The following is a 9,443-nucleotide window of genomic DNA, read 5'->3' on the forward strand; positions in this document are numbered from 1 at the left end:
AAACCTTTAAGGTAATTTTACAATACCTATTGTGTGGCCTGGGTGGCTAACGGGTGAATTGGCCGCGGCCTGCCAGGCCTCGCCGTTGCATCCCGGACGGCTGCGAGCCGACATACCCCAGCCGCGGCTCATTCCGAACCCTCCAGCGGCAGCCCGACCCACTGCCAGCCGCCCCGACGCCGACCTCGCCCTGTTCGCCTACATCGACGGCTGGTACAACACCCGCCGTATCCAAAAGCGCCTCGACTGGCTCAGCCCCGACGAGTACGAAGCCAAGCACTACACCGACCAGGCGACCACCGAACCAGTGACCATCCAACCATCCAACCATCCTGACCAGATAATCACCACCGCCCGCACAGCGGGCGAAGCTCACAGCGCCGCCACACCGGTGGCATGTATGGCTGGAACTCATCTGGGGCGTACGCGCAGCCTGCTCGTAGCGTCGAACCCAGGACAGCCCCGCCACGGGGCTTGATTCATGGGGGAATCATGCACATACGCAAGACCATCGCGGCCGCGGTGATCGCGGGTGCCACCGCGCTTTCGGGCCTGGCTATCGCGCCCACCGCCCACGCAGATGGCGACTGTGGGGCACCGTGGAACAACGTCGGCTCGCCCGGCAACCTGTACATCAACTCATACCGGACCTACGTTGGTCAGGTTGAGCAGCAGTACCAGCACTGCAGTTCAACCGTCACCAACGTTCGGGCCCACTTCCAGTGGTCCGGCACATTCCAGCAGACCAACGCAGGCGCCACGATTCATGTCTCGGTGTTCTCGCCGTACTACGGGCAGGCAGGCGACCAGTACCTCGACACCAACACCAAGGACGTCTACTCCTGGCCCGGGATCGAAATCCACCACGCCAACCCCGATCGCTGGGAAGCCCAAGCCATCCTGGTTCCGTGCCGTCTGGTCAACTCGGCGGCGGAAAGCACTTACTGGGACTACGGCACCGGATCCCCGTACGGGATCCCCGTGCAAAGCAGCTGCTGACGCTACACCCTGGAACCAGGGCCCGGACAGGCCAAGTCCCGACCATCGTGACCTCGATCTTGCATGAGGGTCCGTCGGCTTGCCGACGGACCCTCTCCGCTCCCCCGGGCTGTGCCTCGACAGCGGGGCAGCTGGCGGCCTGCGCCCGGCTGTGGGAGCGGGCGGGCCCGGACGACCGGGTCAGGGCGTGGGAACGGCGCTGGCGGGCGTTCCCACGGCTGCTGGTGGCCCTGGTCGGCACGGAGGCTGCTGGGGTGCGCGGCGCGGTGGCGGACCTGCGCCTCGCCGCCGAGGAGAACCCGGCCACCGCCGACATGCTGGCCGCTGTCCCGGCCGGCGCCGCCCGCATCGAGGACCTCATCCAGCGCGGACCGTCCGCGCCCGTCTGGCACTCACTCGGCGCCCGGGGCGGGCGGGCGTACGGATGGACTGCGCCGTAGGCAGCGGGGCCGGTTGTCATCACAGGGTTGATCACTTTGTTCTGCGCTGACAGAACGAACGAGCGGGGCGGGGCCGGCATCAAGGTGCCCGGCCCGCCCTTACCAATGCTTTGACCTGTGGCGCTATCGCGCTGTGACCGGGCCCCCACGGTATCCGGCCCATACCTTGACGACCCAGTTCCTGGCGGGCAAGGCTGACAGTACCCCCCAGTGGTGCACGGGGCGCCGGGCGGCCTTGTCCCAGTTCGCGTCGGCCGTCGCGTACTTCCCGGTGAGCAGAGCCAACGGGCGGGGGGATCGACTCCACCCATGGCCGGCGCCGTCAACGCGGCGGCTGGCCGACGCGTTCCAGGGAGGTATACAGCGGTTCGGCTACGGTGCTGGCGAGACGGCGGTGGGCCACGTCGGTGGTCTGGCGCGCGGGCAGGTGACCTACCCTCCGGCCATCGGGGAGTGGACTCCACGTCTCGCATTCCCCGGCCGTCCGAGGACTTCCAGCAGCGCCCCGACCTGGCCGTGCCAGCGCGGTGCTCGACGACGACCGCCTCCGTGGGCGGAGCGGACACCATCGGCGCCGTCATCGTGGCCAGCGTCACCGGGGGCACCTTCCCGCGGGCGGAGCGGACACTTCCTGACCTGCGGCGCAGCGAACCTCCACCGCAGACAGAGCGGATGCTGGCGCCACCATGGCGATGGCACTCGACGAGAGCGCCGAACAGCAGATGAGTATCAGCGTCAATGTCAGCGGTGATCGCCATCATGGGGACATGAGCAACCCGAATCTGGCCACCGGCAGGGTCTGGCGGCTCCACCGCGGCGACCTTGAGGTTGCCCAGCTGGCGGTGACCGGCGCCGATTGGCCCTGGATGCACGCCGACGTCGAGACACTTTCCGGCTTTGAAGAGTTCCGTCCACTCTTCGCGGAGCAGGAGCGGGCCATCGACGAAGAGGACTGGGAGCAGCTCGACGAGTGCTACTTCCGGATCCGCGGTGCGCTCACCATGACGTTTCCCGACGGAAGTCCCGTCGCTGAGTTCATGCTGCACATCCACGACGACGGCACCGCCGGCTGGCGATGGCACGACGAGCCCTTCGGCACGGTGAACCAGTGACGCGCTGGGTTCGCTGCTTCTGGGGTGAGGAGGCCGTCTGCTTCTACTTCGAGCTGGACACCGATGGGCACGTGATCCGGCAAGTCGAGTTACAGGAGCCCGGAAGCAAGGCGCTGGCCGCCGCGTCGCTGGCCGAGTGGCAAGAAGCCCAAAGTGCCGGTCAGCTGGCTGAATACGAGAGTGTTTACGGTCTGACTGCGGAACTGCCCATCTCCCAGTGGGAGGGGCACGACCCGCAGTGGTTGTTGGCCGATGAGTTCGAGATCGTTTGGTCGACTGCCCGTCGGCAGCTTCAGTGGCGTCAGCGGCGACATCCTTCCTGAGCACCTCCGCTGCTGCGGGCTCTGATCAGGAAACTGCCATCTTCAGTGCGAAACCGGGCGTCAAGCGTCTCGCCATCCTGACAACGCCCTGCTCAAGCGGCATCACCTCTGCCGTGATCGATGAGACACGTCATCAGCACCACCTTCGGGTCTTCCACAACGCCTTGTTACTCCATCAGGAAGTCGCCGGTCAGCCTGTCACCCCGCAGGTCAACGGCCCCGCCCCTGCAAGATCTAATGAGACTGGACAAGAGCTCACACCGAGTCATCCAGGTGATGGAAGGCCCCTTCGAACTCTCCCGAAGCAAGCAGCTCGGTGATCACGGTCACCATCTCCCGGATGCCGGGATCTCGAACGATCAGCCCGTCCGAGCACCAGAAGCTCCGTCCACCTGCCGCTTCTCCTGTCTCCTCCCATCTCTTCATCAACCGGCTGACCTCGGCGACGGTGAAGATCGTTGCGCTCCAGCGTGAGCCGTCGGGGAGGCGGACCTCGGTATCGACGTTGCAGACCTCGTCGAGTGCCTCATCGGGGTTCGGGAGGAAGGAAGCCTCGAAGCCATCGGTTCGGACGCGGTAGTAGGGGCCGTCCCATCCGGCCTCGGATCGCAGTTCCGTGCTCGTGTTGGTCACTTGGGGAGGGTCCCAGCGCATGACGCCGGGCACAACTGGCTTACGGGCAGCTGATCACACTGGTGACATCTCTGCCGGTGAGCAGGTAGTTTGCGGGAGGACAGAGAGAAGAGTTCGCATGGACTCCCGGATCGCCCGCATCCGACGCAAGCTGGCCAAGGTGCCCTATGCCGCGCTGCGAAGCCATTCCTTCGGTGAAGAGAAGCACGGGTTCCGCCTCGAACCCCCGTTGCCGGACGCGAAGGTCGACGAGTTCGAGGCCGATCACCACGTCGAACTGCCTGATCCCTACCGAGGCTTCCTGACCACACTGGGCGGGGGCGGAGCCTCGCCTTTCTGCGGCCTGCTGCCGTTGCCGTCATGTCGGCTGTTCACGATGGACCCGCAAGGTGAGCCCGGCCGCCCTCGGGGGTTCACGTTCGCCGACGGTCCGTCTCACCGAAGTGACCTTTTCCTGCACATCATCGAGGCAGGGTGCACCGACCTGGTGCTTCTCGGTATCACCGGTCCCCTGGCCGGCCGCGTCGTCACCGGAAACGCCGACGGCTTCTGGGGCCCCAACGTCTCATCGGCCACCGACTTCCTGGCCTGGTACGAACGCTGGCTCGACCACATGCTCGACGGCCGAGACAACCGTGACCTGGAACTGACCTCGCCCGCCCTGCGAGCGCCTCTCGACCGGGCCCTGAGGAAGCGCTGCGACCGAGGGGATCTGTCACGCAACCGAGAGTCCGGAGCCATGTCATCCGATTGAGAACGAGCCGGAGTCGCCAGCCGCTCCGCCGGTCCACCTCCGCACGGGCGGAGCGGACCTACTGGCCGATCCGTGGTATCCGGCACAGGCGAGCTGGATTCATGACGAGTGAATTCCTCACCAGGTGGCGAGCCACTGGTCGTTGCCGCAGATCCTCACCGGGCTGGGGTGGCCGTCGGTCGAGCGGCCGTGGAAGTCCGTGGCGCACCAGCTCGCGCAGATCCTCGGCGGCCACCACGGGGTGTTCGGTGAGGCTCTGTCCCCCGCTGCGATGGCCGATCCGCTGAAGGCGCTGCGCGGGCTGGGCGCGGACGGCTGGGCCGAGCAGCGGGAGGAGCCCGTCCGGGCGGTGTTCGGGATCTGTGGATCGCCGGCGGCGCCGGAGCGACTGCTGCCCGCGGGTGCGGCGGCGGTGACCGGAGTGGTGGTGCTGGCGTGGAAGCCGATCGGATCGACTGCTGCGGACGGCGCTGTGGAAGCGTGCGCCGTCCCCATGCCCACCCCGAGCGCGGCCACCGAAGCCGTCGCGACGGCCAAGGCTTTGAATTTCGCCTGCACGCGAAGAACACTTCCCGATTCCGGGGCCTCGCGATTCAAGCGATCCCCTGAACGACAGTATCGGGCCCACCTGCCCGAGGCTGCGATGAAGTGACAAGTAGACAGCGGCGCTCCGCCCACACTCGCGGTTTCCCTCTCGCCAGCGCGCACGGGACGCAGGCCGGACGCGCTGTCCGGTGCGCATCTCGGGCGCCGCGGCGGCACGTGTCGAAGTGATGGAATATCAGTCGTCCTGGCCGCCCGCCGACCGGCGCCTCTACGCCCCGCCGAGCAGCCAAGTGACCTGGTATCTATGGGACATGAAAGATTGGAAAGAAGATCGGATCGCTGCGGCCGAGCGTGCTGAGAACCCCACGGTGCTGGCCCGGATGCGGACCGGCTGGGCTGTGATCGGCGACACGCAGCACCTTCCCGGGTACTGCCTGCTGCTGTACGCGGGCACTGCGAACCACCTGACGGATCTGCCCCGGGACGAGCGGTCCCGCTTCCTGCTCGACCTTTCTCTCCTGGGGGAGGCTGTCGAGGCTTCGTGCGGCAGGCGGGACCAGGCCTTCCGTCGGCTGAACTACGAGGTGCTCGGGAACTCGTGGGAGCACCTCCACGGTCACATTCACCCGCGCTACGAGTGGGAGCCGCCGCGCCTTCTCCACAGCCCGGTGTGGTGTTACGGAGATGAGCGGACTGCCCCGAAACACCGTTTGGGTCCGCAGCATGAGGAACTGCGTGCGGAAATCGCCCACGCCTTGACGGGCATTCTTTCCGAGGCCTACGAGCAGGCGTAGCCCAAGCAGGCCGAATGGCCGGGGACAAGTCCGCCGCCGAGACTCTGATCCGCACGGTTCGGCCGAGCACTGCCGGCTGAACGCCGACCCATGAGGAGCCGTCACGACTCTGAGACTGGGATCGCCTGACACGGAGTGGGACAACCGGAGGTGTGCAGGTCAGGGCCTCGCCGGCTGACACCGGGCCGACGAGGTGTAGCGGCGAGTGCGCGAGCACGCCCGTCCCGCCCGGCCGGTAGCCGCGCTGACCGGCGAGGACGGGGAGCTCCTCAACACCTGGTGCGACCGGTTCGGAAAGGCTGCCTGATGACACGCCCACGACCAGCGGCGTCGACCTGGCCCGCACCGCCCTGCGCGCGGCTCGCCCCACCGCCCGCACGAACGGCGACGCCACAGGCTGCGTGCACGGCCAACCTTCTTTTTGTACGGGGGAGTTGTGAGTGTGCGGTGGAGGCGATCGGGGCATGATCTGACAAATGCATGCCAGGTGTCGGCGGTGTGACCGCCTGGCGCCTCCCCTCCCCGAGGAGTCCTCTTGGCGAACACCTTCCTGCGGCGGCTGTCCTTACCCGCCGCGCTCGCCGTCCTGACCGTGGCGGCTTCGGCCTTCGGCGCCGGCACGGCCCACGCGGCCGAACCGGGCGGCCCGTGCGACCCCCGCGTGGACCGGTACGGGCTGTACGAGGTCTCGACCGCCGTCGTCGACCCGGTGCTCACGCACTGGAAGGGCATCACCATCGCCCCCGGCACCACCGGCTCCATCGAGACCACCGTGACCGAGGTCCAGAACGTCAGCACCACGTTCAACGCCTCGACCGAGATCAACTCGGAGGTGGGCGCGTTCTTCGCCAAGGTCTCCATCAAGGTCGGGTTCTCCGTCCAGAACACCAAGTCCAGCACCAGCACGTGGTCCCAGAAGGTCACGCTGAACTTCTCCCGCCCCGGCGACTACGCGGTGTTCAAGGGCACAAACCGCGTCCAGGGCAAGGCCGACGCGTACGTCTGCCTCCCCCGCTACCCCCCGAGCAGCGACCCCGGCGACGGCTACTGGGCCTACGCCTTCGGCTCCCACCCCACCTACAGCACCTTCGACGCCGAGATCGAGGGCACCGTCTCCTGCGACACGCCGGTCTCCCCCGGCACCGTCCAGGAGCTCGCACGCAACAAGCTCGTCTGCCACTGAGCGCCCCGGGGCCGGCCACACCCCTGGCCGGCCCCGGGCTGCGGCGGCGCGCGTGATCGCGAGGTCGGCCATGCGGTGCAGGACGACGGAACACGCGGAGGCCGGCCGGCGGCTGGAACCCGCCTCCGCCCAGCCCCGTGAATCCGATGGGGCAACTGCCGTTGTGCACGAGCACTGGTGTGCTGCCCGCCAGCACGTAGCAGGTGTGGACGGTTTCGACGGGTGATGTCGTACGCGGGCTGGGAGGTCTTCCCGCCCGCCCGCTGCCCAAGCTCGATGCCCGCCGCCGTCGCCTGCTGTACCGATCCCATGGCGATCTTCTGACGGTCAGTCATAACGTTTTGGTCGCAAGGGGAACAGGGCGCGCCCTGCTGCCGTCCTATAAGGATGCGGAGCACTCGCGTCGGTTCGATCCTAGGGGGAATCGCTGTGGTGGAATCCTGGTTTGCGGTGGAAGCAGGAGGCCCCGATGCTGTCCTCGACCTGCGCGACTGGCTGGCCGACGAGCCGGCGTTCCGCGGCCGGGTTCGCGTCGTGGCGGCGACGCCCGGTCCGGGCGAGCTCGGGTCCTGGTCCGACACCCTCGTCGTGGCGTTGGGGGCGGGCGGCACGCTCACCACTCTCGCCGCCTCGCTCAAGGTGTACCTGAGCCAGCCCCGCACCAGCAGCATCAAGCTCAAGACCGTGAAGCCGGACGGTACCCGCACCGAGGTGACGGCCGAGCACGTCGCGCGTGCCGATGTGGAGTCGGTGCTCAAGGCCGCCCTGCACTCCGGCCGGCGGACCGACGACGTTTCGGACTGACCGTGTTCCGGCTTCCCGACGCCTCTCGCTCGTGGGCCGTGCTGATCGGCACCGCGCACTACTCGCACCAGGGCGGGCCTGCGGACGTACCGTCGATCACGAACAACGTGCTGGACTTCCGAGATGTCCTGATCGAAGGACAACCGGGCGCGTTCGCACCCGAGCGCAGCATCACCGTGCTGGACCCGCGACAGCCGAGGGACCTCGGGCTGCCGCTGCTGAACGCGGCGGCAGCCGCCGAGGACGTGCTCCTGGTCTACTACTCCGGCCACGGCCTGATCGGGTCCAAGAAGGGGGAGCTCTACCTCGCACTCACCGAGACCGACCAGAGCATGCCGTCCCTGACGGCCTGCCCGCTCGATGTCATCCGGGAAGCCTTCCAGGCCAGTCCGGCACGCGTGCGGGTACTCATCCTCGACTGCTGCTTCTCCGGCCGCGCGGTCGCGGGCGGGCTGTCCGGGGGCACCCCGCCGGTGGCCGAACAGTTGGAGATCGCCGGCGCGTACACGCTGGTCTCGTCGCCGCCCAACTCGCCCTCCCGCTTCGAGGAGGGCAAACGGCACACCGCCTTCACCGGCGAGTTGCTGCGCGCGCTGCGCAACGGGGTCGACGACGCCGGTCCCGAGGGAGTGTCGCTGGGCGCGCTCTTTCCCCACCTGAGACTCGCGCTGCGCTCGCGGGGGTGGCCGGAACCGGAGCAGTGCGGCACCGACACCGCCGCCAATCTGATCCTCAGCCGCCCGCGGACCAGACGCCCCGCTCGGGTGGGCCCGGGCGAAGCCGCCGACAGCCGCCGCGGACCGGTCACGGAAGGCCAGGGGCCGGTCACCGAAAGGCAGCGCTTCCAATCCCTCGTGCAGGCCGGGCGGCGACTCGGCCAGGGCGGCCACGCGCGGTCCGCCGCCTCGGAGCTGGGCAACGTCCTCGACGAGATGACACAGATCCTGGGCTCCGACGATCCGGACACCCTGGCCGGGCGAATCGAGTACGCCCAGTGGCTGGGCGCCGCCGGCCAGGTCCGCGAGGCGCTGGACCTGTCCACGGCGGCGGTGGGCGCGTTGACCCGGGTGCTCGGCGTCGACAACCGGGTGACGCTCGTCGGCCGTGCCCAGCTCGCCCACTGGACCGGGGAGGCCGGGCAGCCGGTGGAGGCGGCGCGCCTCACCGGCGAGGTGGTCACCGATCTGGTCCGCGCCCTCGGCCCGGACGACCGCGAGACACTACTGGGCCGGGGCCGGCTGGCCCACTGGATAGGGGCCTCCGGCGACACCGGCTCCGCCGCTCGGCTCACCGACCTCCTGGTGACGGACCTGCACCGGGTCTTCGGAGCGGAGGATCGCGACACGCTGGTCGGGCGGATCAACCAAGCCCAGTGGACGGGACGGGCCGGCCAGAGCCGGCAGGCCGTCCGCCTGCTCGACTCCCTCGTCCCCGACCTCTACTGGCTGCTCGGCGCCGACGACCTGCACACACTGATCGGCCGGGCCCGGCTCGGCCAGTGGACCGGCCTGTCGGGTTCGCCCAAGGGCGCCCGCGGGCTGTTCGCGGCGGTGGTGCCGGACCTGAGCCGGGTCGCCGGGCGGGACGCCCGCGAGACGCTCCTCGCACGCAGCCAGCACGCGCACTGGACCGGCGAGGCCGGCGACCCGCGCACGGCGATCGCCCTCTTCCGGCAGCTGCTCGACGACCTGGACTGGATCCTGGGAGAACAGGACGAGGTGGCCCTGGTGAACCGCGCCCGGCTCGCCCACTGGACCGGGGGGGACCGGGTCGTCCCCCCCCCGCAGCGCCTGTTGCACGAGGTGGGGGCCGGCCTGGGCCGCACGCGCGGCCCCGACCACCCCCAGGTGCGGGC

Annotated in this window: 12 protein-coding genes; 11 read left to right on the top strand and 1 reads right to left on the bottom strand. The window is 68.8% G+C overall.

Annotated elements, in window-relative coordinates; genetic code table 11:
• Positions 1–31 precede the first annotated feature (31 nt).
• The 5 genes from ACFV6I_RS11865 (at position 32) to ACFV6I_RS11885 (ending at position 2,874) form a co-directional block, all read left to right on the top strand.
• A complete protein-coding gene (locus tag ACFV6I_RS11865; RefSeq protein ID WP_380424758.1) occupies positions 32–478 on the top strand; it encodes an IS3 family transposase in 447 nt (148 codons plus the stop codon).
• Between the two features lie 14 nt (positions 479–492).
• Positions 493–999, top strand: a complete 507-nt coding sequence (locus tag ACFV6I_RS11870; protein ID WP_380424760.1) for a hypothetical protein — start codon at positions 493–495, stop codon at positions 997–999.
• 47 nt (positions 1,000–1,046) lie between these two features.
• On the top strand, positions 1,047–1,439 hold the full coding sequence (locus tag ACFV6I_RS11875) for a hypothetical protein (protein ID WP_380424763.1): 393 nt from the start codon (positions 1,047–1,049) through the stop codon (positions 1,437–1,439).
• Positions 1,440–2,125: 686 nt separating this feature from the next.
• A complete protein-coding gene (locus ACFV6I_RS11880; RefSeq protein WP_380424766.1) occupies positions 2,126–2,551 on the top strand; it encodes a hypothetical protein in 426 nt (141 codons plus the stop codon).
• A complete protein-coding gene (locus ACFV6I_RS11885) occupies positions 2,548–2,874 on the top strand; it encodes a hypothetical protein (protein ID WP_380424768.1) in 327 nt (108 codons plus the stop codon). Before ACFV6I_RS11880 ends, ACFV6I_RS11885 begins: the two co-directional genes overlap by 4 nt.
• 255 nt (positions 2,875–3,129) lie before the next feature.
• Here the strand turns inward: ACFV6I_RS11885 and ACFV6I_RS11890 are convergent, their stop codons facing one another.
• Positions 3,130–3,528, bottom strand: coding sequence for a hypothetical protein (locus ACFV6I_RS11890; RefSeq protein WP_380424770.1), 399 nt, complete (start codon positions 3,526–3,528; stop codon positions 3,130–3,132).
• A gap of 97 nt (positions 3,529–3,625) precedes the next feature.
• On the opposite strand from ACFV6I_RS11890, the gene ACFV6I_RS11895 reads away from it, so the two are divergent.
• The 6 genes from ACFV6I_RS11895 to ACFV6I_RS11920 all read left to right on the top strand — a co-directional run.
• A complete protein-coding gene (locus ACFV6I_RS11895) occupies positions 3,626–4,261 on the top strand; it encodes an SMI1/KNR4 family protein (protein WP_380424773.1) in 636 nt (211 codons plus the stop codon).
• Positions 4,262–4,385: 124 nt separating this feature from the next.
• Positions 4,386–4,913: an HD domain-containing protein gene (locus ACFV6I_RS11900; protein ID WP_380424776.1), complete on the top strand. Its 528-nt coding sequence runs from the start codon at positions 4,386–4,388 to the stop codon at positions 4,911–4,913.
• A gap of 82 nt (positions 4,914–4,995) precedes the next feature.
• Complete coding sequence (locus ACFV6I_RS11905; RefSeq protein WP_380424778.1) at positions 4,996–5,601, top strand: HIT family protein; 606 nt, start codon at positions 4,996–4,998, stop codon at positions 5,599–5,601.
• Between the two features lie 535 nt (positions 5,602–6,136).
• Positions 6,137–6,784, top strand: a complete 648-nt coding sequence (locus ACFV6I_RS11910) for a hypothetical protein (RefSeq protein ID WP_063352637.1) — start codon at positions 6,137–6,139, stop codon at positions 6,782–6,784.
• A 432-nt stretch (positions 6,785–7,216) separates the two neighbouring features.
• Positions 7,217–7,588, top strand: a complete 372-nt coding sequence (locus ACFV6I_RS11915; RefSeq protein WP_380424780.1) for a hypothetical protein — start codon at positions 7,217–7,219, stop codon at positions 7,586–7,588.
• Positions 7,589–7,590: 2 nt separating this feature from the next.
• The coding region (locus ACFV6I_RS11920) for a caspase family protein (protein ID WP_380424783.1) at positions 7,591–9,443 on the top strand (1,853 nt) is incomplete at its 3' end.

It is taken from the genome of Kitasatospora sp. NPDC059803 (genome assembly GCF_042732255.1).
Taxonomy (GTDB): Bacteria; Actinomycetota; Actinomycetes; order Streptomycetales; family Streptomycetaceae; genus Kitasatospora.

Excerpts from the sequence above, each read along its gene's own strand:
- ACFV6I_RS11870 (WP_380424760.1), top strand. The coding sequence starts at position 493 with ATGCACATACGCAAGACCATCGCGGCCGCGGTGATCGCGGGTGCCACC.
- ACFV6I_RS11880 (WP_380424766.1), top strand. The coding sequence starts at position 2,126 with ATGGCGATGGCACTCGACGAGAGCGCCGAACAGCAGATGAGTATCAGC.
- ACFV6I_RS11890 (WP_380424770.1), bottom strand. The coding sequence starts at position 3,528 with ATGCGCTGGGACCCTCCCCAAGTGACCAACACGAGCACGGAACTGCGA.
- ACFV6I_RS11895 (WP_380424773.1), top strand. The coding sequence starts at position 3,626 with ATGGACTCCCGGATCGCCCGCATCCGACGCAAGCTGGCCAAGGTGCCC.